At 52.4% G+C, this 22,697-nt stretch carries 19 protein-coding genes and 2 pseudogenes; 17 read left to right on the top strand and 4 right to left on the bottom strand.

Annotation, left to right across the window (positions count from 1 at the left end; all coding sequences use genetic code 11):
• Positions 1–19: 19 nt before the first annotated feature.
• Positions 20–811: an SDR family oxidoreductase gene (locus tag ABNG04_RS15075; RefSeq protein ID WP_371163209.1), complete on the top strand. Its 792-nt coding sequence runs from the start codon at positions 20–22 to the stop codon at positions 809–811.
• Between the two features lie 42 nt (positions 812–853).
• Here the strand turns inward: ABNG04_RS15075 and ABNG04_RS15080 are convergent, their stop codons facing one another.
• Positions 854–1,861, bottom strand: coding sequence for a D-2-hydroxyacid dehydrogenase (locus ABNG04_RS15080; protein WP_371163210.1), 1,008 nt, complete (start codon positions 1,859–1,861; stop codon positions 854–856).
• A gap of 190 nt (positions 1,862–2,051) precedes the next feature.
• On the opposite strand from ABNG04_RS15080, the gene ABNG04_RS15085 reads away from it, so the two are divergent.
• Positions 2,052–2,828: an SDR family NAD(P)-dependent oxidoreductase gene (locus ABNG04_RS15085; protein WP_371163211.1), complete on the top strand. Its 777-nt coding sequence runs from the start codon at positions 2,052–2,054 to the stop codon at positions 2,826–2,828.
• 1,086 nt (positions 2,829–3,914) lie between these two features.
• Here ABNG04_RS15085 and ABNG04_RS15090 read toward each other — a convergent pair.
• Positions 3,915–4,967 (bottom strand): dipeptidase, encoded by a 1,053-nt coding sequence (locus ABNG04_RS15090; RefSeq protein WP_371163212.1) that lies wholly within the window; start codon positions 4,965–4,967, stop codon positions 3,915–3,917.
• 182 nt (positions 4,968–5,149) lie between these two features.
• Between ABNG04_RS15090 and ABNG04_RS15095 the strand changes: the two genes are divergently transcribed.
• The 6 genes from ABNG04_RS15095 to ABNG04_RS15120 all read left to right on the top strand — a co-directional run bounded on the left by ABNG04_RS15095 (position 5,150) and on the right by ABNG04_RS15120 (position 10,888).
• A complete protein-coding gene (locus ABNG04_RS15095; protein ID WP_371163213.1) occupies positions 5,150–5,770 on the top strand; it encodes an amidohydrolase family protein in 621 nt (206 codons plus the stop codon).
• Positions 5,731–6,396 carry an amidohydrolase family protein gene (locus tag ABNG04_RS15100; RefSeq protein ID WP_371163214.1) on the top strand — a complete coding sequence of 222 codons (666 nt, stop codon included), beginning with the start codon at positions 5,731–5,733 and terminating at the stop codon, positions 6,394–6,396. Before ABNG04_RS15095 ends, ABNG04_RS15100 begins: the two co-directional genes overlap by 40 nt.
• Before the next feature lie 25 nt (positions 6,397–6,421).
• Positions 6,422–6,772 carry a cupin domain-containing protein gene (locus tag ABNG04_RS15105; protein ID WP_371163215.1) on the top strand — a complete coding sequence of 117 codons (351 nt, stop codon included), beginning with the start codon at positions 6,422–6,424 and terminating at the stop codon, positions 6,770–6,772.
• Between the two features lie 580 nt (positions 6,773–7,352).
• Complete coding sequence (locus ABNG04_RS15110) at positions 7,353–8,123, top strand: IclR family transcriptional regulator (protein WP_371163216.1); 771 nt, start codon at positions 7,353–7,355, stop codon at positions 8,121–8,123.
• Positions 8,124–8,215: 92 nt separating this feature from the next.
• Positions 8,216–8,863 carry a rod-determining factor RdfA gene (gene rdfA, locus ABNG04_RS15115; RefSeq protein ID WP_371163217.1) on the top strand — a complete coding sequence of 216 codons (648 nt, stop codon included), beginning with the start codon at positions 8,216–8,218 and terminating at the stop codon, positions 8,861–8,863.
• Positions 8,864–9,031: 168 nt separating this feature from the next.
• Complete coding sequence (locus ABNG04_RS15120) at positions 9,032–10,888, top strand: archaea-specific SMC-related protein (RefSeq protein ID WP_371163218.1); 1,857 nt, start codon at positions 9,032–9,034, stop codon at positions 10,886–10,888.
• A gap of 1,000 nt (positions 10,889–11,888) precedes the next feature.
• Here the strand turns inward: ABNG04_RS15120 and ABNG04_RS18080 are convergent.
• Positions 11,889–12,527 (bottom strand): annotated as a pseudogene (locus ABNG04_RS18080) (transposase family protein).
• 90 nt (positions 12,528–12,617) lie between these two features.
• Here ABNG04_RS18080 and ABNG04_RS15125 point away from each other — a divergent pair.
• From ABNG04_RS15125 to ABNG04_RS15150, 7 genes are all read left to right on the top strand, one after another.
• Positions 12,618–12,785, top strand: a complete 168-nt coding sequence (locus tag ABNG04_RS15125) for a hypothetical protein (protein ID WP_371163219.1) — start codon at positions 12,618–12,620, stop codon at positions 12,783–12,785.
• A 102-nt stretch (positions 12,786–12,887) separates the two neighbouring features.
• Entirely contained in the window at positions 12,888–13,262 is a 375-nt protein-coding gene (locus ABNG04_RS15130; protein ID WP_371163284.1) for a PIN domain-containing protein, read from the top strand.
• Positions 13,263–13,476: 214 nt separating this feature from the next.
• The gene (locus ABNG04_RS15135; RefSeq protein WP_371163220.1) at positions 13,477–13,773 is read left to right on the top strand and encodes a DUF8152 family protein; all 297 of its coding nucleotides are present in this window, start codon (positions 13,477–13,479) and stop codon (positions 13,771–13,773) included.
• 174 nt (positions 13,774–13,947) lie between these two features.
• The gene (gene sufB, locus ABNG04_RS15140) at positions 13,948–15,378 is read left to right on the top strand and encodes a Fe-S cluster assembly protein SufB (RefSeq protein WP_371163221.1); all 1,431 of its coding nucleotides are present in this window, start codon (positions 13,948–13,950) and stop codon (positions 15,376–15,378) included.
• A gap of 4 nt (positions 15,379–15,382) precedes the next feature.
• Complete coding sequence (locus ABNG04_RS18085) at positions 15,383–15,526, top strand: DUF7563 family protein (protein WP_445972124.1); 144 nt, start codon at positions 15,383–15,385, stop codon at positions 15,524–15,526.
• A gap of 914 nt (positions 15,527–16,440) precedes the next feature.
• Positions 16,441–17,004, top strand: coding sequence for a transcription initiation factor IIB (locus tag ABNG04_RS18170; protein WP_510952311.1), 564 nt, complete (start codon positions 16,441–16,443; stop codon positions 17,002–17,004).
• 161 nt (positions 17,005–17,165) lie between these two features.
• Positions 17,166–18,803 (top strand): NAD+ synthase, encoded by a 1,638-nt coding sequence (locus ABNG04_RS15150; protein WP_371163285.1) that lies wholly within the window; start codon positions 17,166–17,168, stop codon positions 18,801–18,803.
• An 86-nt stretch (positions 18,804–18,889) separates the two neighbouring features.
• On the opposite strand, the pseudogene ABNG04_RS15155 reads toward ABNG04_RS15150, so the two are convergent.
• Positions 18,890–18,979, bottom strand: a pseudogene (locus ABNG04_RS15155) (RNA-guided endonuclease TnpB family protein); the annotation flags it as partial.
• Positions 18,980–19,102: 123 nt separating this feature from the next.
• Here ABNG04_RS15155 and ABNG04_RS15160 point away from each other — a divergent pair.
• A complete protein-coding gene (locus ABNG04_RS15160) occupies positions 19,103–21,763 on the top strand; it encodes a PAS domain S-box protein (protein WP_371163223.1) in 2,661 nt (886 codons plus the stop codon).
• A gap of 96 nt (positions 21,764–21,859) precedes the next feature.
• A complete protein-coding gene (locus ABNG04_RS18175) occupies positions 21,860–22,081 on the top strand; it encodes a DUF8154 family protein (protein WP_510963765.1) in 222 nt (73 codons plus the stop codon).
• The last annotated feature ends 616 nt before the right edge of the window (positions 22,082–22,697 follow it).

Consider the following 22,697-nt stretch of genomic DNA (forward strand, 5'->3'; position numbering starts at 1 on the left):
CTGCTGAAGTCATGTATATATGGACCTCGAACTAGAAGGCGACTCAGCGCTTGTGACGGCATCGAGCAGCGGTCTCGGAAAGGCATCGGCGACGGCACTCGCTCGTGAGGGGGCGAACGTCGTTATCAACGGTCGCGACGAGGAGCGACTGGCCGAGGCCAGAGACGAAATCAGCGAGGTAGCGACCGGAGAAGTCGTCACACAGCAAGGCGACCTGACGGAGAAAGACGACATCGAGACACTGGTCGAGACGGCAGTCGATGAGTTTGGCGGACTGGACCACCTCGTCACGTCCGCGGGAGGCCCGCCGAGCGGTGCGTTCCTAGAGACGACTGATGAGGATTGGTATCAGGCCTTCGACCTACTCGTTATGAGCGTCGTTCGACTGGTCCGCGAGGCCGAGCCGGAACTTCAAGCCGGTGGCGGGGGTTCGATCGTAAACATCACCTCCCGGAGCGTCAAGGAGGCACTCGACTCGCTCGTCCTCTCGAACGCTGTTCGGATGTCCGTCGTCGGGCTTGAAAAGACTCTCTCCCGCGAACTCGCACCCGAGATTCGGGTGAATGCAGTCCTGCCAGGCTCTCACGAAACGTCTCGAATCAAGAACCTCGTCGAGGCGGCCGTCGAACGCGGCGAATTCGGCTCCTACGAAGAAGGAATGGAAGCGCGTGGCGAATCAGTACCTGTCGGCCGTATCGGCGACCCGATGGAACTGGGTGATACTGTTACGTACCTTTGTTCAGACAAAGCGGGTTACATCAACGGGCAAGCAATCGTCATCGACGGCGGTTCGGGGAACGCGAACCTGTAGATAGTCGGTTGCTTCTGTCAGTATAAGAGCGTCTAGAAGCCGTCAGTCTTCTTTGATTTTCACGGATGAGGCCGGCTTCGCGGGATCGTTGACTTGATTTCTGAACTTCGCCTCGGCCCCCGCGTCGAGTTGTCTGACGTTGTGAGCAACAATATCGGCAAGCCGGTCCCAGTGTTTCGGCGTGTGTCCGCCGACGTGCGGTGTAATGAGCACGTTGCCCATTCGCCAGAGCGGGCTATCTACCGGGAGGGGCTCGGGATCGGTCACGTCGAGTGCGGCGCCGCTTATATCGTTCTTCTGTAAGGCGGCAATGAGGGCATCTGTGTCGAGAACGCCTCCGCGGCAGACATTGATCACGTACGCGTTCGGCGAGAGGGTGTTAAGTTCCGCCTCACCAATGAGGTTCCGCGTCGTGTCGGACAGCGGCGTCGAGAGGACGAGGTAATCCGTCTGTGCGAGTGCGTCGTGAATGCTGTTCTCGTCGAACCCATACACCTCGTCAGTCGGCCCACCCTTCTCAGGAGAGTACCGGATGCCGATCGTATCGACATCCATTCCGTCCAAGCGGTCGACGAACTCGGTCCCAATCGCGCCGAGGCCGACAACCGTGACGGTGCTACCTTTCATCTCATCAGGCTGGTAGTGGCGCCACTCGTAGTTCTTGTTCCGCTGCCATCCGGTGTGGAGCTGTCGAGCGAACATGAGGCAGTACCCAAGCGCCTGTTCAGCGATTCCAGGGGCGTGAATCCCAGCAGCGTTCGAAACGACGACGCCCCGCTCAGTCAACTCCTCCATAGGGAGATGATTATAGCCGGATGACGCCGCCACGAACAGCTCGAGTTCCTCTGCGTGGGAGAGGAGGTCGCTGTTCATCGTAACACCCGTAGCGACGGGGGCTTGTTCAAGCAACTCTCGCTCTTTGCTGGGCGTATCCGCGTGGGAAACGGTATATCCCGAGAGTTTCTCTTGAAGAACGTCCGCGTACGACCGTGTCGATAGCCCCTCTGTATTCTTGCGTAATACAACAATATCCGGATTTGCTTTGCTCATTGAATCCCCACAGGGTTGAATCGGTAAGCGTTACTCATGATCAGTTCGTTTGATACAGTTGCGATGTCCTGATTCTTAATACCTTTGATTGGTTTATACCGTTTTTAGCTAATAAGGTCCAGACGGCACGCCAAGGACAGTCATGCTGTCAGAGGAGTATATTTATTTGATTACGCTATGAACTCAAGGTATGCGATTGGAAGAAATGTCAGCCGTAGTGACTGGTGGATCAGCAGGTATTGGCCGCGGTATCGCACTTCAACTCGCAGAGGAGGGAGCAGACATTGCGGTCGCTGACGTCCGTGAGGAACCTCTGATGGACTTCAAAGAGATCCCGACACACGAGCGCGTCGAAGAGATGGGTCGGGAGAGCTGTTTCATCGAGGCGGACATCTCTGACGAAGCCGAGTCGAAAGCGATGGTAGAAACTGCTGTCAAGGAACTTGACGGTATCGACATCCTCGTCAACAACGCAGGGACGAACCGCGAGGGGTCAGTTGAACACCAGTCTTTCGAAGACTGGCGCGAAGTATTCTCGGTCAATCTCGACGGCGTCTTTCTCTGTTCGAAGTACGCAATCCCGCACCTCCGGGAGAGCGAACAGCCCCGGATCATCAACATCTCTTCGCAGGTCGCATTCGTAGCCTGGCCGCGGAATGCTGCCTATGACGCTTCCAAGGCCGCTGTGTCACACCTGACTCGGCAGATGGCGGTGGACCTCTCACCAGACGACATCACGGTGAACGCAATCTGTCCGGGTCCGATTAAAACGAAAAAAATGAAAGATTCGCTCGCAGACTTCGAAATCAAGAATCGGTACGACGAAAAGACGCTCACCTCTTTCGTCGGCGAACCGGAGGACATCGGAAAGGCTGCGGTCTACCTCGCGAGCGACGCAGGCCGCTACGTGAACGGACACAATCTGGTCGTCGACGGCGGCTGGTTGGCCGGTGATTTTTTTAATTGAGATACGTTGACAGTCACATCGATCAGAAATAGTTAGTTCAGGGGATTCGACTGGCCGCGTCGACGATTGCCGACCAAGCGTTCGCGATAGCACCCAGATACCCGAGTGGCGTCAACAGGACTGGAAATCTCACCGGGAGTTTCCCCTACAGGAACTCCTACATGAGCGTCACCGGCTGGCCGTTGACTCGGCCTCAATGCTGTGGATCTCCTTCTGGTGTGTTCGAAGGGAAGAGGCAATTCTCTCGACGGCAGTTCAGCTACGTGTCCAGACCCGCTAACGCGGACGGGGACGTATCGGTGAGGACGGTTCGCTCTATTTGGTTCAGAGCGGTCCGAATTGGTGAGTGCGCAGAAGCTGCTTACTCAAATGACCATTTCTCGACCGGGAGCCCTATTAACAGCAATTCACGCTCTCATGCGGACTGTTGAGCCTGTTGAAGCATAAAATATTTAATCGGTTTGTTTAGTTGGTGACCGTCAGTGAGGGGAGCGACGGCATTATCCTCGAACTCGAAAGCGACCTGAACGTGAAACGTGTCACCGCACTCGAGATCAAAATTCTACACCGACAGTACCGTCTTAGTATACATTTTCCGAACGTGGACCATCGTACGATGTCCAATGCCTGTTCTGACTGTCTACACGTTCGTTCCTATGATGGAATTGCCTGTGGGCGATAGCGGCTGGACCTCTTCAGCGACCTCCTCAACGGTTTCTTACTCCGTTTCAATGTGGGTTTTCAGTTCGCACTGTATTGACCGCCACGGAAACGTGTCCGCCGGAAGCGACACCGGTCATCACGGCCTTTTCAGTAGAGAACGACGCTGCCATCGCAGAAAGAACACGTCTGGCAAAGAGCGCCTACACAACGAGAAGTCATTCAGAACAGTAACCCACGGCCAGAGTCGAGAGGATTGGGAGAACCGACTGATGGAGCCATGTAGGCCCGGCTCGGCCAGTTGCTGAGGATTGTACGTAGAGGTAGGCTCTGCTGGCAAACCCACTCATCTTCATAGAAGGAATGAACTCTGAGTAACATTCTGGTATATGATAATATAAGCCAGGAATTCGGCCTACAGTATGACTAATTCCAGACAGTCTCAAACACGCGACGGAGGTTCCCGCCGAGGATGTTCCGGATGTCCTCGTCGGAGTACCCACGGTCGACAAGCCCGTAAGTGAGATTGTGGAGTTCCGTGTAGCGGGAGAGGTGTTCAGGGTACGGATCCATCCTGTCGGTCGGCCCGTTGCCATAGACCTCGGGATGAGTTTTCCGCCAGACGTTGAGGTTCGACCCCTCGGAGATCGAGCCCTGATCGAGTGTCCGATCGCTCATATCGCCGCCGAACGCCACGCTCTCGACGCCGCCAACATCAACAACGTGGTCGATGTGGTCTAACACGTCGTTGATGGTGGCCTGTTGTACCTCATGCGTCTCCGCGTCTCGCTTGATAACGGGCGGGAACGGGGTAATACAGTTCACACCGCCGTTGTCCGCGATAGCTCGCAGTTGCTCGTCGGTCTTTGCCCTCCCTTGGGAATTGGCGAGCGCTCGACAGCCGATGTGGGACGCGATGACAGGATCGCCAGAGTGCTCAACGACATCCATCGTCGTCGCGTCGTTACAGTGTGAGACATCAAGAACAATACCGTGCTCGTTACACGTTCGTATCGCCTCCCGGCCAAGCATTGTGAGCCCAGCGTTCCGATGCTCACAGCACCCGTCTCCCAGCGTATTTCCGCGGTTGTATGCGGGGTCGATGACGCGGACGCCGAGTTCCGCCATCGTGATGATGCGCGAGAGGTCGTTCCCGACCCAGTTAGCGCCCTGGAATCCCATGATAATCCCCGTCTTATCCGACTCAATCGCGGTGTCGAGGTCGTTAACTGACTTCACAAGTAGGTAGTTGTCTTCATTTTCCTGAACCCGAGTTCGAATGCTGACGACATCGTCGATAGTGGCCGTGTAATCGAACGACGGACCACCGACAGTCAGGTTGCCGGCAGCGATGCCTGCTTCGAGGAGATGGTCCCTGTACTCTGGGTCGTCAAGATAGTACGTTCCGGCCACCAGTCCATCGATTATCTCCGATGTGTTGTGGAGTGTGGCTGCGCGCTCACGCTGGTCGTCATCCATTTCAAACGGGTCGAAAGTTGTGCCGCTATGTTTTGTTGACATCTATCACCATCCAGAGCGAGAGGATACGTAAAAGTACATGTTACTAAATTGTATCAGCGAGAAGTGACAGCACGATGGGCAGCCGGACAACAGGAGCGTGGGTCAACTCTTATGAAACTGGCCTCACCACCGCCGATCTGATGTCGGAACGAACTGCTATCCGCTGTGGCATACTAATCAACGGGATCGCTGATGAGCCGCTCAACGACGCAGTAATTCTTATTGAGGATGGAATCATCGTCAATATCGGACCAAGCGAGGGCATCGATACCGAAGGGGCCGAGGTCATCAATCATACAGACAGAACGGCGATGCCAGGGATGATAGATGCTCAGCTCCACCTCAAGGGCTGGCCGTCGATGGATCAGTCCGACTTTCTCACGTACGACGTGGCAGCTGGCGCCGCCCGCGCGACGGGTCACCTCCAAGACCTGCTCTCGGCGGGCTTTACTTCAGTCCGAGATGTCGACTCGCGGACCGGATTAGGGTTGAAAAAGGTCGTCGAGGAGGGCTCTGTGGCGGGACCACAAGTATTCACGAGCGACAGGGCAATCTATCAAACCGGCGGGCACGGCGACGTACATTACCTACCCTACGAGTGGGTGAAAGAGTGGAACCCATATGACCCGCCCCTCTGTGACGGGGCAGACGAGTGCCGTAAGGAACCCGCAAACGGATTCGAGATGGTGTCGACCTCATCAAGATCGGAACAACAAGAGGCGTGTTCTCGGAGAAAGACCAGCCTCACCACAGCCAGATGACCGACGAGGAAATTGCCGCGATAACGCAAGAGGCCCACCGGGTCAGGATTCCGGTCGCCGCCCACGCGCAAGGCCCAGAAGGTGTGAAGAACGCGCTCCGAAACGGCGTCGACACGATAGAACATGGAATCTATCTCGACGATGAGTGTATCGAGTTGCTCAACGAAACGGGTAGCGTCCTCGTACCGATGCTGGCGATCGTCAATCGCATCTGCGAACACGGTATCCCGGAGTTCGATCTGAAGAAGGCATGGGAGGCCCACAAGGCACACATTGAATCAGTTCGTCGTGCCTACGAGGCAGGTGTGACTGTCGCACTCGGCACCAACTTTGTAGGAACAGAGCTTATTCAACACGGGGAGAACGCCGAAGAGATGGTGCTCTGCGTGGAGAAGTCGGGATGGACCCGATGGACAACATCAAGACCGGGACAGCCAACGCAGCTAAGACTGTCCGGTAGAGTCGTATCGGAACAATCGAGGAAGAGAACTTCGCCGATCTCGTCGTCCTGTCAGAGAATCCATCCAACGACATCACCGCCGTTCAGCAGGCTATCTCGACAGTCTACAAGGAAGGATCGGTCGTCGAGACAGCAGGCTCAGAAAAGTAGGGACCACAAAACATAATATAGCGCTGTCAAGTTACTCAAACGTGAAGTCAGTAGATTTCGCGGACGCCGATACGTACGAGCCTGAAGAGGGCTGGCGACGTGTCTCACTCGCCGGCAGCGAGAAGTTCACCTTCGAGTGGTTTGAGAAGCCACCGGGACACTCCTCGCCCATACACGATCACGAGAACGAACAGGTCTGCCTCTGCCTCGAAGGCGAATTGACTATCTATGATGAGGAGGGCGAGTCTACGACACTAGAACGGTTTGATTCGGTCTGGCTGGACGCCTGGGAACCTCATCGAGTCGCTAATGAAAGCGACGAGCTAGCCGTCGGTCTCGACGTGTTCGCACCGGGGCGTTCGTTCGATTTCTGGACTGACCGCGAGGAATAGCCCGCTATCCTGTTTCTGTCCCGTTTTTCTCCATCGACCTACGTCGTAGATAGTTTGCGTTCACCAGTACTAAACACAACTGTGCTAACGTGTACCAAGTTTTTTGGGATCACATCTTCGGAATATATTTCACACAATCGACTTTTCTAACCGATTTCGAAGAGGAGATCATACTGATCTAAGTGATTCCAACGAGCATTCGAGCTGCCACATACATTTATCGAGGCTGAAACTACGGTCTCAGATCCATGTACTAGTCTGTAGAGTCACCACCGAAATAGACAGTCTTTGGCCATCACTCCAGTCTATTCTACGCCAAATTTCATCGGGTAATATATAGGTAGCTGATAGGTTTATGCCGCTAGTGATGGGAAAAAATTGTTTAGTATATACAAACAAAAGAGGGTCTCGTTTTATAATAAGAAACGACCATAGAGACTGATAGTATACTATTTACTGCCGGAATACAGGTCTATATGTCACTCATCCCTTCAAGAACATAAGTAGATCAGGACAAATTGGATGAGAGATGTTTACTATGGATAAACAAATTTATGTGTGGGGTTAACAAAGGTAAGGTATGGCACAGCCAACAAAGGCCAAAAATCCAGTCGGGGCGACCAAGAAGACGCTAATCATTCTTGAAGAGTTGATGCGCCGCGACGGAGCTAGAATCACTGAATTGACCGATGCGCTCGATATGTCGAAGGGTACGGTTCACAATCATCTAAGCACCCTACAAGAACATGAATACGTCGTAAACGAAGATTCGAGGTATCGGCTCGGTCTCCGCTTCCTTGAGATGGGAGAGTACACGAGACAACAGACAAAGCTCCTAGAGGTGGCAAAATCCGAAATTGACGAACTTGCGGAAGAGACAGGGGAAATCGCGAACCTGATGATTGAAGAACACGGTCGAGGGATTTACGTTTACATATCGAAAGGGGAGAAGGCCGTCAACTTGGATACGCACGTCGGGACACGTCAGTACCTTCACACCTCAGCCGTCGGAAAGTCAATCCTCTCAAAGATGGACGATGAACAGCTTGAGCAAATCATCGAACGACACGGCCTCCCGGCGGAAACACCGAACACAGTGACAAGCGAAGAACAATTGTACGGAGAACTTGATGAGATCCGTGAGCGTGGTGTCGCTTTCGACGGTGAAGAGCGAGCGGAGGGTATTCGCTGTGTTGCCGCGCCTATTACGGACACGGAAGAGAACCTCTTGGGAGCCGTGAGTGTGTCTGGACCGTCGACACGACTTAAGGGTGATCACCTCCGGCAGAAGATACCAGAGAAAGTACAGCACGTTGCTACCGTCATCGGTATCAACGCCTTCTACTCTTGAAAATAAGATTTTCTTCGATCTCTCGAACTAGTCGCCCAATCGAGACCGCATGATTTAATTCATGAAACACCGTACGACGTTTCAGAAGAGCCGTGTCAAAGGCCGATTCCTGCTGTAAAGTCGGGAGAGTTGCTGAAGAGTACGATCTCTCACCGGGCTTAAGCGATGAGACACTGGACGAACAGTTGAAATACCGATGGCTTGGGAGCGAAGAGTACCCCGAGATGTCGCACCGCACGCTGGTGGACTGGCTACACAAACACCTACTCCGGACCCGTTACACGGAACACGGTCGAAGTACGCTTGAACCGCACCTCGAATCCGATTATGAAGCTATTAAAGATGCCGAGAGCGACAATCACCACGCTGTTCTCTCTGATCTGGAGACAGATGGGATCGACGGCGAGAAACTACTCGATGATTTCGTCTCTCCGGCAACCATGTATCGGCATCTGACGGAGTGTCTCGATGTAGAGAAAAGAAGGAAACAACAGAGTGACGCGACATCAGACAGAAACAAGCTAGAATATGTTGAGTCTACTGCTGAGATGTATATCTCTGACCTGCTCTCTTCATGGGAGAATAAGGGGAAGGTTCCACACGCGTCTGATGCAGACACCACGGTTCGCATTTACCTCGAGTGTCCCGAGTGTGCCAAACAGACTAACATCCGAACGGTACAGCAACAAGGATACGTTTGTGAGGATCATATGTTAGCCCAGTCAGAACATTCTACTTAACAACTCTCGAGGCGATTGATTACGGTTATTGCGGCAGAATAGCTGTATTGTTTAATAATATATAGCCCACTTATGATCGAATGAGGTATAAAAGTGATAAAAGTACACTATAGACACATTGACCCACGTCCGGAACGCTTTTTATTTCCGTCGCCCATACACATAGATATGCGAAATCTTACAATAAGAAATATCAGCGGTATTCGCTCAGGTTCAACGACTATCGATGACGGTTTGAACGTGGTTCAGGCCTCTAATTTTCGAGGGAAATCGAGTCTCGTCGCGTCGCTTAGAACGATCATCGGTGCCACTGGACAGTATGACGACCATCCCCTAACTGAAGGTACCGATCAGGGAGAGGTCACGCTCAGCACAGACAGTGAGGAATTTAATGTAATGCTCGAGCGTACATCACAGAGCATTATAAACAGGAAAGGGACACCGTACCTTTCGGACGAGACGGATCAGATATGTGCTAGATTGTTCGCTTGCCTCGATAAAAATAATCCCATTCGGAAAGCGGTCCGCAGCGGTGGGGACCTGACCGAACTCCTCCAAGCGCCGCTGAACATAGAAGATATAGACGCCCAGATAGCCGAACTCAAGGGGAAAAAGAATAACATCGAGCAGCAAATTTCGCAAGCGCAGCAGGCAGGCGAACAGTTACCTTCAGTCCAAGAGACAGTAACGAGCCTCGAAGCAGAACTAAAACAACTCCAAGAACGTCGAGCAGACCTGACCAAAGAAGAATCGAACAAGGACCGGATCGAAGAACTGAGCAACGAGATCAGCACGAAGTCCAGCCAGCTTACGAACATCACACAAGACATTTCACGAATAGAGAGTGAGATAGAATTGAAGACGGATCAGATTTCACAGAAAGAGGGTGAGATCGCCGACTTCGATATCCCGGATGAGATTGATACGTCAAGGGATATCGACGCCATGCAGGAGCAAGTGGACACGCTGAACAGACAGATCGACCTCATCGAGGATCTTTACAGAGCAAATCAAAACGTTATTGACGCCGACGAAGTCGACATAATAACCGACGTTGACCGTTCTATCGCGGCCGACGAAGTCAAGTGCTGGGTCTGTGATCAGCAGACAACAAGGGGCAAAATGGAGGAGTCGATTTCACAGTTACAGTCGAAAATAGCAGACCTCCGTGAAGAAAAAGAAGAGCTACAAAACAAACTCGAGAAGATCGAAGCTCGAAAGCAGGAAGTTCGGCGAGGACGTCAAAGGAAAGAGCGTTTACAAAACGACGTTCAGCAACTCAAAGCAGATATTGATGAAAAGAAGGGGATACTCCAAGATAAGCAGGAGCGAAAAGAGGAGTTGGAAGAGGAGATAACAGCCCTGAGAGAGGAGCTCCAAGCGGCCGAAGATGAGTACAATGAAGAGCTCACTGATGTGAAGACTGAGATTCGCACAACCGAGACAAAACTCCAAAATAAGCGTGAGAACCTCAAGTCACTAGAAACACAATACAAGGATTTGGAGGACCTACAAAGTCAACAAGAGGAAATACGGTCAGAGATAACCGAATTACGAAATCAAAAGAAAAACACTCAGCAGAATCTCAAAGACAGGTTCAACACTATTATCTCGGATATCATCGAAGAGTTTCAACCAGGCTTTTCGAGCGCTCGGCTTGTCTTAAAAACGGATCAGCGAGGGGAAGTCGAAGCCATCGATCTTAAAATTGCGAGGGATATCGACAACGTTGGACAGCGGACCTCGGTCAATACGCTCAGCGAAGGCGAAGTCGAACTAATCGGGTTGGTAGTCGCACTCGCCGGATATCACGCTTTCAACGTAGAGTCTAAAGTTCCCTACATTCTTATTGACGGAATCAGCCAGCTAGCCGCTGAACACCTACGAAGCGTCGCCACATACCTTGATGGGATGAGTGAGGTACTTGTCACAACAGCGTATCCAGAGGCCGGTAATTTCGATGGACACGTAATCGACCCAGACGAGTGGGACGTCGTTTCTGATCAGCCGGTTACCACGTCATAGACGTAACATCCCCATGCGCGACTCGTGGACTTAGTCTGCTCAAAGGTCTAATCGAGTTATTATCGGTGGTTTTTAATAGTTATTACCACCAGTTGCCACATATTCTAAACGTCAGTAAATGGAATAATTTATAAATGCGATACAATTCTTCAGCACTGATAGCTCATCACTGAAACACGGTACGCTGTTTCAAAATAATCAGCCATTAGTTCAACAAAACAATCCTAAATCAACGATTTTAATTTTAATTCAGATAACAATAATCTGAGATATTTACTGATTTACAATATAATATTTATATTCAGTAGACTTATAATAAGTAGTCCGGTATATTTAAACTGATCTGATCCCATGCGAAAAGCAAGTCTTGTAGCCAACCCTCAGCAGTGCTTAGTTCGACGTGAATAAATATATTTGAGAAATGGTATGTTTGTCTTTTTATTTCGCAAATAACATATTTGCGGTATTCCGGTTCTCATGTGTGACGCGTTGGAATCGGAGCCCGCCACAATGATAAGTCGCGTGGAACCACGGCGCAACGTCGATGGGAAAGAGCGCGCTGTCGACCCGATATCTCTCACGCAGTTCTAGGAAGAAGATCAACGAAACAGGGCTACTTCACGTCTAATAAAGCCATACATGGAGTCGGTTCATGTCTGGACGACACCAGCGTACAGCAATACTGCTCTGAATTGAACGGAACCACCATCTCATCGACCGCAACATGATTCAGATCGGCATCAAAAGTCAGTTGTAGGTCGGTTTTTTATACCCGTTTACACACGATGGTCAGTAGGAGTCGGCACCCAAGTTGTAAATATCTATAGTTGTGTAAAAGAATGATAACTAAGATGGATAGAGTAGGATATCAAGCTTCATCGCTAACTCAACTGTCACTTTCCCATCAGAAAATCTAGTAGGTCTGAGCAAGCAACTTAGCAAGTCCTGAAGCGCAACGCAGTTATCTTCAAGATAAGTGTCCTCATACACTCGGGTGGAATTAAGTTTGACGTGAATTGTGGCGGACAGCAACAGGTTCAAGCCAATTTTGAGCTGTCTCTAGCGCGACATTGGTGAAACTATTCGCAAATAATAATATTTGTCGTTCTATTTATCAATAGGTATATTCGATGATGTTCCGACTTTAATGTTAAATTATTTAAACTCGATAGCCGTCTTCAGCGAGAGCTGTTCCGAGATAATCTGCGTCATCAACGAGAAGTTCAGCGTTATCGAGCTGGTAGCGCCGGTGGAGTTTGGTCAGAAACCATCGTGTCGTCTGTTAATTTACGATTGGATAGAGACTCTCGTGAAGGATCATGTTCGTCTGCGGATCAACCGCACCGTACAGCCAGAGCTTCTAGCCATGGAGGCGGATCATCTTTTCGTCAACCGCAAGTTGATCCTCAGAGATGGTCGATATTGGCTGTAGATTGGCTTTATCAACCCAGTTGTGAACAGCGGCGTGGTTCCGAATGATCCCAAACCTTTCTAGAAATTTTCTTATCTCACGAATCGACATATATTCTAAGTAACATCGGATCTCAACCTCAATCGCCCAGCGCGGCGTTTGATCTCACTTCACAAACGACAGGTCGATCCACGCAGTACGTTCGCTAAGGCGGTCAAGTTCTGTTATAAATACTCAGAACTCGTCCGCCTCAGCCTCTAACTTTAGATAACCTCGTCGCGCGGGCAAGTTACTACCCCAAAGGAATTCCGCGAAGAGTTGGGTATCGACACGCCCAGCCGTGTGAAGTTCATTCGGACCGAAGCGGGTGAAATCGTTGTTCGCCCCATTCACTCAGTTACAGAGTGGGGTTCTGGAAGGCAAAACCGACGAGCAGGGGTCGGCAACCGATCGCTTCCGGGAGGAACGTGTAGCGGACAAACCTAATGAGGAAGAGTTGCGGCAGCGTTACGCCGGTGACGACGAAGCTGATATATAACCAACGGGGCTGGAATTCCCGAAACGATCGGCTTCGACGCCGAACCACTCATCGCCTATTTCTGTAACGAACCGAGCAGCGATACCGTCGAAGCGTACGTCAAGGCCATCGAAGGCGCAGCAGACGGCCACATCTCGGCTATTACCCTCGCCGAGATCCACTATACCGTCCGTGCGATCGACGACGAGGAGCGGGCTGATGCTGTCGTCGATGTCCTCAAAAAAAGTGGGATTCATCGCATTGACACCGAACAGATGTGGGCGTCAGCAGTCGACTTCAAATTCCACTACTCTCCGGCACTTGGCGATGCCTTCGCGCTCGGGACCGCAGCACACGTCGACGGGATGCCTCTCGTCGGAGCTGGTGATGATTACGACGACATCATCGATGTCCCAATCACTCAGTTCGGGACCGAGTCAGCTTGACATCTTCCCACGCCTGAAGACGCGGGAACCCCACGGAACCGCACCGCTGAGATAAGTAGCCTTCAGCGAGTTCTGTATACGCATTTTATCGGTCTGAATACGCGGGAATCCTACTATGGGCTAGCAAGGGGCTGTGCGAAGTTGGAGCATGCGCAAACATTTGGAGGGCAGGTTGTGGCAACACTTCTTCACACTGGGTGCCAATACGCCGACGATGACTGATGAAATAGAAATTCCAACCGAGCCGGGGGCTGCGGTCGACGCACTGGCGACGCATCTAACTGCGACCGCAGATCGCCCAGTACCGCCAGCGACGAACCGATGGCTCGGGGAGGCTGAAGCCGTCGCCCGCGATGCTACCAGTATCGACCTTGACGCTGAAACCAGACAAAAGCGTGTTCGTCAGGTTGCCACACTGCTTGAGTCAGCTGACGAAACAGATGATGTGGTTGCTGATCGCCACATTGAGGCGGCCATTCAGTGCTGTCGAGTTGTCCTCGCTGACGAGTGACTCTGGTTTCGATCGTACAGGAGAGGCCTCTCCATATATACTAAATTCTGTCAAGTTGAGAAACCGAATTAAATCCCAAAAAATTGCTTTCTTTCGGTAAAGAAACCACAATAGGTTTCAAGTGAGTATTCTGGCACACCACGCTTATGTTTGTAGTCTCTAAAGAATATCTTGATGAGTTCAAAACAAGACGACCTTGAGGAGACGAACACTGAGGCCCGCTTCGAGTTCAAGAAGGAGGAGAAGTCTGCCTTCCAGACCGAGAAGGGCCTCACCGAGGAGACGGTCCGCGTCATCTCAGAAGACAAAGACGAGCCGGAGTGGATGCTTGAGCGCCGCCTGCGCGCGCTCGAGCAGTTCCAAGAAATGCCGATGCCAACTGACTGGCCCGGCCAGCCGGACCTGAGTGAGGTCGATGTCGACGAGATTGTCCCATATATTCGGCCGGACGTCGACGTGCGGGCAGGCGTTGACGACTGGACCGAGCTCCCTGATGACATCAAAGATACGTTCGACAAGCTGGGTATCCCGGAGGCAGAGAAGAACGCGCTCTCGGGCGTCGGCGCGCAGTACGAGTCGGAGGTCGTCTACCAAAACATGCAGGAGCGGTGGGAGGAGAAGGGCGTCATCTTCTGTAACATGGACGAAGCCGTCCAGGAACATGAAGAGCTCGTCCGCGAGCACTTCATGACGAAGTGCGTCCCCCCGAGCGACAACAAGTTCGCCGCGCTTCACGGCGCTATCTGGTCCGGCGGCTCGTTCGTCTACGTCCCGGAGAACACCACCGTCGACATGCCGGTTCAGGCGTACTTCCGGATGAACTCCGAGGGGATGGGCCAATTCGAGCACACGCTCATCATCGCCGAGGAGGGCTCCGAGGTCCACTATATCGAGGGCTGTTCCGCGCCGAAGTACTCGAAGTTCAATCTTCACTGTGGCGGCGTCGAAGTGTTCGTCGATGAGGACGCTCACGTCCAGTACTCGACCGTCCAGAACTGGTCGAAGAACACGTACAATCTGAACACCAAGCGCGCCATCGCTGAGAAGGGCGGGCGCATGGAGTGGATTTCCGGGTCGATGGGGTCGAAGGCGACGATGCTGTACCCCTCGACGATCCTGAAAGGCCGCGGCGCCTCGGATAATCACATCACCATCGCCTTCGCTGGCGAGGGCCAAGACATCGACACCGGCGCGAAGGTGTACCACAACGCGCCGGACACAAAGTCCACCGTCGAGTCGAAATCGATCGCGAAGGACGGCGGCCGCACCAACTACCGCGGCCTCGTCCACATCGCGGACGGCGCGGAAAACTCCTCAACGGCCGTCGAGTGCGACGCACTGATGTTCGACAACGAGTCGACATCGGACACGATGCCGTACATGGAGATCAATGAGTCGAAAGTGGATGTCGCCCACGAGGCGACCGTCGGCAAGATCGGCGACGAGGATATCTTCTACCTCCAGTCGCGCGGTCTCGACGATGACGACGCGAAACAAATGATCGTCTCTGGGTTCATCGAGCCGATCACGGAGGAGCTGCCGATCGAGTACGCCGTCGAGCTCAACCGGCTCGTCGAACTCGAGATGGAGGGCTCGCTGGGGTGATCTAATGCCGGAGTGCGAAAACTGCGGAGCACACGTCTCACAACAGTTTGTGACTGTGTTCGGGTTAGACGGTGGTGACGTAGTTGCCTGTCCGGCGTGTGCTAATAAGGCAAACATCGCAGAGACAGTGTTATCCCGTCGCTCATAGCGAAGGATGGAACACTGCTTCGCATGTGACAGTGACTACGGATATCTTGGAACAACACCGCACGAGGGATCCTGTCCAGCCTGTGGGTCGTCAGTCGTTACGCCAGCAGGCGAACTCAGCGTCATCGACACGACAACGTGGGAGAGTGCCAGTAGTCTCTCGACAATCCACGTGACAGCGGTCGATGCCCACTCTCGTCGCTTCGAGTTTGTCGTTTCGGCGCGTCGCGGGCGGGGAGAGCTTGTCTGTCTCGCCATCGATGGAGTGGCGGTACCCACTGATACGGTATGGTCAGTCCCGGCTGCCGTCGCAACGAGAGTTACCGCGCACGGGATCCGGCTCAGTGATTCAACGCCGGCTCAAAGCACATGATGAACAGTATACGACGGACCCACAGTCGGTCGTGTCTGTTCCGTCTTGGCTACGGGAGGTGATGTCACTTGGTGGAAGAACGTACTAACGAGGAGCGACCGGATACAGACTCTCAAAAAAGTGGGACTAAGAGGTCCTTATCAAGCGAAGCTAACGAGGGACAATCTGTTACCGATGCTGTTTCGGAGAAGAATAGAGACAGACAGCACACTCAAACGACATGTCCGGAGTGTCAAGGGCGACTTCGCCGACCCGACGATAGCGCGGACGCAGTCTGTGACGCCTGTGGACTCGTTGTCCCAGATGCGACGCTTGATACGAGTATCGAACGATACACGCCGAGCGGAACCAGCGATCAGGACTCTCGCCTTGGGCCATCGAGCACGAACCTCTTACATGATAAGGGGTTGTCAACGAAGATAGGGTGGCAAGACACCGACGCGAAGGGGAACTCGCTGTCCGGAGAGCGGCGACAACAAATGCGTCGGCTTCGACAGTGGAACGGGCGCTTTCAGCGGCACTCATCCGCGGATAGGAACCTCATGCATGCGCTCGGTGAGATCAATCGCATGGCTTCCGCGCTCGGTGTGCCTGACAGCGCCCGAGAGACAGCAGGCGTCGTCTACCGACGCGCGCTTCAGGGCGGACTCCTGCCAGGTCGAGCGGTTGAAAGCGTCGCAACTGCGGCGCTGTACGCGGCAAGTCGCATAGATGGGACCCCGCGTTCTCTCGATGAGGTCTCAACAGTGAGCCGGGTCGAACGAATTCGCGTTGAGCGGGCATATCGACAGCTCTCACGTGAACTCGAATTGGAAATTGCTCCGACAGACCCACGATCGTTCATTGGACGGATCGCGTCGGACGTAGAGTGTACGGACGCAACAGAGCGAGAAGCACGCCGTCTCGCTGGGGTGGCAATCGAAAACGGCGTTCACAGCGGGAAACATCCGGTAGGCATCGCGGCAGGAGCACTGTACGCGGCGACGAAACGATGTGATGAGTCTCTCCGACAAGCAGATATCGCTCATGCTGCTGAGGTGAGCAAGATGACGATACGAAACAGGTATCCCGAGATATTGGCCGCAGCAGATACCGAAGATGTGTAAAGACAGTGAATGTTCGAACCGGTGTACATAGTGGTCGAAATAAAATGATCGTTTACACATGTTAGATTCTTTTTTACTACTTTCCCGCCCACTATATTGGTAGAAAAATAGAAGAGCAGCTCAAATTTGGAGTCAGACAACACAAACCTGTAATTGGGGATATAGACGGAAATGTCGATAAGATCACCACGGAGCACGGGCAGTTGCTGGATACTGAGCCGAATCTCGTCGTCACACCTGAGCTCTCGGTGGTTGGGTATTCACCCCGTGATTTACTCCACCGAACAGAGATGCTTGATGCTCAGGAGGCAGCGCTCAACGATCTAGCGTTAGAAACCGCTGACGGGCCACCGTTAATCGTCGGTGCTGCGGTCAGAACCGAGCGTGACAACGGTGCGCCGGTCCATAATGCCGCAATTGTGCTCCGCGATGGAGAGACGAGTGAAACGTACCACAAGCGGTTACTCCCGACGTACGACGTCTTCGATGAACATCGGTACTTTCGGCCCGGGACCGACCCAGTGGTCGTAGATATTGCGGGCACCTCGATTGGACTCACAATCTGTGAAGACGCGTGGCAGGATACCGTCGTAACCGGGACACGCCGCCGCGACGAGAGTCCACTACAGGACACAGCTGCGAGCGGAGCGGATCTTATTATCACGCTTTCTACAAGCCCATTCAGTCTCGAGAAGCCGTCCCGACGTGAGGATCAGTTCGCAGCGCACGCTGCTGAGACAGGCTGTCCGGTTGTTTTTGTTAATCAAGTCGGTGGGAATGACGAGTTGATCTTCGACGGACACTCATTGGTCGCTGTTGATGGAGCGGTCCACGAGCAGGTGACGGGATTCGAATCGAGCACTACTGTCGTGGACGTTCCCGTCAACGGAGACGCAACAGTTCCAACGGATACGACTGAAACCCGCGCTACGCAGGCTCGCAAAGCGCTCACGCTCGGCGTACGGGATTACTTCGAAAAGACTGGGTTTGAAGAAGCCGTGATTGGGTTATCTGGCGGAATTGATTCCGCAGTCGCGGCCGCGCTCGCAGTTGCGGCGCTCGACGCAGACAGCGTCTATGCCGTGTCGCTTCAAAGTGAGGTCACAAGCCAACAGAGTATCACCGATGCTCGGACGGTGGCAGCGAACTTGGGGACCGAGTTCGATGTGATCCCTATCGGATCGGTCGTGGAGGACATCTCCCAGACGCTTGATGCGAACAACGCATCGTTCACTGGTATTGCTGCTGAGAACATCCAAGCGCGAATCCGTGGGTCTATCCTCATGGGAATAGCGAACCAGCAGAATGCGCTCGTGCTCACCCCAGACAATAAGAGCGAAGCCGCAGTCGGCTACTGTACGCTGTACGGCGACGCCGTAGGCGCACTTGCTCCACTCGGGGATTGTTACAAGCGGCTGGTCTACGAGTTAGCCGGTGTGTTCAACCAGACACTTTCGTCAGCAAAATCATCGCCCATCATTCCACCATCTGTAATTGAAAAAGAGCCGACCGCAGAGCTTCGCACCGGGCAGGCCGACGAAGAGGAAATTCCAGCGTATGAGGTACTGGATCCAATTCTTAAACAGTATATCGAGGAAGGTAATACCATCAGTTCAATCCAAGAGGAATATCCTGACCACATTGTTGACGAAGCACTTCAACGGACTACACGCGCCGATTTAAACGACGACAAACACCACCACCACTCCGTATCACGCAAAAGGCGCTCGAACGTGGGTGGAACTATCCAATTGCCGCAGCGTACGATTGTCTACTCGAGAGCCACTGAGAGTTCATGAGCTAGCCGTTTCAACTGTGACATCCTCCTCGGCGTAAACGGCGAGGCTTCCCGTACCGCAGGTGGGATATTTGGTGGTCTACGACACACCTGTTCTCTCGTATAAAACGTCCCGCTCTCGCGGTCGAACAAGTGTGTCGATGGCTGTGCCACACAGCCGTTACTCCTATCCTCACCGAAACGTACAGTATGAATATATAATCAGACATCTAGCGGGCGTTAGATCATAATTCACTTCAGTTTACATTTCTCTAGTGATTTTATAAACATGTGATTACATAGCTAATAGTAGCGCGAATAATGAAAGAGGGAGTAAATCCGATCCGCATTCTACATGTGGATGATGATCCCGGCCTTGCGGAATTAGTCAGTAGCTATCTTGAGAAGGAAAGCAGCCAGTTTGAGGTTATATCTGTGAGGAGCGCGAGCGACGGGCTCGAAAAACTTGCTACAACGGATGTAGATTGTATCGTTTCTGACTATGATATGCCAAGGCAGAATGGAATCGAGTTTCTTGAAAATGTTCGCGACAAGCACACTGATCTCCCATTCATATTATTCACAGCAAAAGGCAGCGAGGACGTCGCAAGTGATGCGATTTCGGCCGGTGTGACGGACTACTTACAGAAAGGGGTTGGAACCGATCAGTATACCCTTCTCGCTAATCGAATTCGAAACGTTGTAAATAAATGGCGCGCTGAGCGGGAAGCCGAACAAACGAAGCGGCGACTTGAGGCGATCACTAAAAACTCGAGCGACGCCATCCTGACCATTGACTCCACGAACACGATCGAGTTTGTCAACCAAGCTACTGAAGATTTGTTCGGATATGACGTAGACACCCTTAGGGGTAACTCACTGTCAATGTTGATGCCTGAACGGTATCAAGAGGGGCATCGAAGCGGGATGGAGCGGTTTTTAGCTACGAATGAGCGGTCGTTAGATTGGACGTCGATTGAGTTCTCAGCGCAACACCAAGCTGGGCATGAGGTTCCTGTCTCAATATCGTTTAGCACTTTCAAAGAGGACGGGGAGCGCAAGTTCGTCGGTGTTCTTCGAGACATCTCGGAGCGCGTTCGGATGGAAGAAGAGCTTCGCGAACGCGAAGAACGCTTCCGGCAGATGGCTGAGAATATTCAGGAAATGGTATGGATGACGGACCCAGTAGAGGGGGAGGTACTCTATGTGAATCCCGCGTATGAGGATATTTGGGGTCGTTCACCCCAGGATCTGTACGATAATCCGCAATCGTTTGCCAACGCTATCCATCCAGAGGATCAAGAGCGAGTCAAAAAAATACTTGATCCCCAGTCAACCGGATCGTATGAGGAGGAGTACCGCATCACTCGTCCAGACGGCGAAGTACGGTGGGTATACGACCGAGCCGTCCCAGTAAAAAATAACGCAGGGGAGGTGTATCGAACAGTCGGGATCGCCTCAGATATAACCGAGCGGAAAGACCGTGAGCGAAAGTTCAATCGAGCCGTTGAACTCCGTGATCAGACCGAGCGAATTGCCGATGTTGGGGGGTGGGAGCTCAATCCAGAGACAGGAGACATCTTTTGGTCCGACCATCTGTTCGAGCTTATTGGCTGGGAAAGCAATCGAGAGCCATCGCTGGATGACATTGTCAACATCTTCGTCGAAGAGGATCGACCTGGCGTCAAAGACGCGGTCAAGAAGGCGCTCACGGAGAGCGAATCCTTTGCGATAGAAGCTCGCTTCCAGCGCTCTGAGAAACGTAATCGGTGGATGGAGGTTCGAGGTGCGCCGCAGACAGAGGATGGCGATGTGGTGAGGCTCCAAGGAGCAGTCCACGATATTACGGAGAGAAAAGAGCGCGAACAGGCGCTCCATGCGTTGTATGATATTACATCTGATCCAGAACTCTCGTTCGATCAAAAAGTACAAAATCTGCTCCGCCTCGGTCGAAAGGAGCTCGAAACAGAATACGGAACGCTCTCAAGCATCCATGGTAACGAGTATGTGTTCGAGTTTGTCGATACAGACGATGACTCGATCCAGCCCGGCGATGTGGTTCCGGTTGCGGCAACTAATTGTGAACTCGTAGCCAGCTCTCGGCAGACAGTCGTTATTGGGGATGTTGAACGAGATGCGCCCGAGGAGACGAGCCGGATCGGATTCACTGAATGGGGAGTTTCATCGTACATTGGTGCTCCAGTGTTTGACACCAATGATGTCTATGGCACGTTCTGTTTTTATGATACAGAGGCACAGGTTGACCGGTTCACAGCCTGGGAGAAGACCCTGGTTGATTTGATGAGTAACTGGGTGAGTGTCGAATTACGGCGGAAGCAGACGACCGAGCGACTTCAGAATCAGAACGAGCAGTTGGGCCAGTTCGCATCAATTGTTTCGCACGATTTGCGAAACCCACTCAACGTCGCGATGGGTCGCCTGAAGCTGATTCAAGAAGACTGTGATAGTGAACACGTTGATGCGGTTATCCGGTCTCACCAGCGGATGCAGGACTTGATTGATGATTTGCTTGCGCTCGCTCAAGTTGGAGAACAGAAGGGTGAGTTAGAATTAGTGGATCTAGCGGGGGTAACCAGCAGTTGTTGGGAGACAATCTCAACGACAAACGCAACACTCCAAACCAATTGTAACCGGAGTATAATGGCTGATGAAAGCCGACTCCAACAACTGCTTGAAAATCTCATCAGCAACGCGATTGAGCATAGCGGTAATGATGTGACAGTCACTGTTGGAGAACTCGACGATGGATTCTACGTTGAAGACAATGGAGTTGGGATCCCTGAGACGGGCCGCGAGAGTGTGTTTGAACCCGGCTACTCTACCACACAAGATGGGACAGGCTTCGGGCTCCACATTGTAGATCAAGTAGTGAAAGCACACGGGTGGGATATTCAGGTAACTACTGGCCCCCAGGGTGGAGCACGGTTTGAAATTACGAATGTTGAGTACAGCACAGAGTGAATCGTATTAAATCGGGTTCAGTTCAATAGTACTCTCGTGACTGCTAGAGAGATTCCGTAAGGGGACGCTTCGAAAAATAACGACATCAAAGAGGCTATTGAGGTCGACAAGAAGCGGCTCCGAGAACAGGCGGCGAAGTATTGCCTCGAAGACAATAGGAGTAGAAACACCACTCGTCGGACCTCTCGAAGACATCAGGATGGGCTCGCCTCAGCGGCGCGTGCTCAAGCGATGTATGAGCTCGCCTCCGAGATCCATAGATACGTTACCGGACGGTCTCGGCAAGGACACGAGTGTATTTGCGGAGAACCGGAGTAGCGGCTCCATCGCAAGCGGTTAGGGGAGGGTCGTCTGAATACTTAACCAACACACGGTGGAGTGAGAGTGTATTGTTGGTTAATCAGAGTTTCGACGATAGCCAACCCCGACACCCCGTCCGAGATATAAAATAACGGCCGAATGTGAGTGAAGCAGCTAGCGCGATGCGGACGACACACCCCTCTATCGATGTGTTTTCTCATGTCCGGTATTGTTAAATTTCCTATAAATAAAATAACCAATTAAACAAATAGTTCTACATCACAGCTATTACCTCGAGGGAGAAGACACACACCCCTCTATCGATGTGTTCCGTTCACTCGTTGCCCACCAACAAATAGAGACGTTTGTGCTGTGACTATCGATACAAACAGATAATAGCCGTTAGGGGCGGCCGTTCGGTCGATCGCGTAAGAGCAACACCAACACGAAACTGTCGTGTCAAAAGACACAGAACCTCCGCTGCCACAACACATCGAACACATCGATAGAGGGGTGTGTGTGTTTGTGTTAGCTAAAGAATAGAAGAGAAGAGAATGTAGAGAGCGAAACAATCGAACTAGAAGAGACGAGAGCACAGTTCGTCTAACTTGGACCAACAAAACGCGGTTTTCCC

The organism is Halorubrum miltondacostae (assembly GCF_041379815.1).
GTDB classification, from domain to species: Archaea; Halobacteriota; Halobacteria; order Halobacteriales; family Haloferacaceae; genus Halorubrum; species Halorubrum miltondacostae.